General features: G+C 59.7%; 1 protein-coding gene. It reads left to right on the forward strand.

The features are described from left to right. Positions 1–78: 78 nt before the first annotated feature. Positions 79–350 (forward strand): TRAP transporter small permease (locus A6013_RS24845; protein ID WP_139128333.1); only part of this gene is annotated, 272 nt, incomplete at its 3' end.

Genomic DNA, 350 nt, shown 5'->3' on the forward strand with positions numbered 1-350 from the left:
CCGGTGCGCGCCCAGTATGGCGACAAGCATCAGGATCTGATGAAAGCCATCGCTGACGTCCAGTAATACGGAGCACCTATGTCCGAACTCTACCTGAAGTGGATCGACCCTGAGTACCTGCTCGCCAAGGCGGAGGCGGGTGTCTCGCTGCTTGTGATGGCGATTGTCATCCCCATCGGCAACTTCTCAAGCTACGTGCTCAACCGCGGCGAATCCTCGCCGGAGCCCGTCGCCAATATCTGCATGGTAACGTTCACCTTCATCGGCGCGGCGGTGAGCTACCGTGCCGGTTCGCACATTGCGGTCAATATGCTCACCGACCGTCTGCCCGCGTCGCTGCAAAAGCTGTG

Source organism: Enterobacter sp. IF2SW-B1 (assembly GCF_001743375.1).
In the GTDB taxonomy this organism is placed as follows: Bacteria; Pseudomonadota; Gammaproteobacteria; order Enterobacterales; family Enterobacteriaceae; genus Enterobacter; species Enterobacter bugandensis.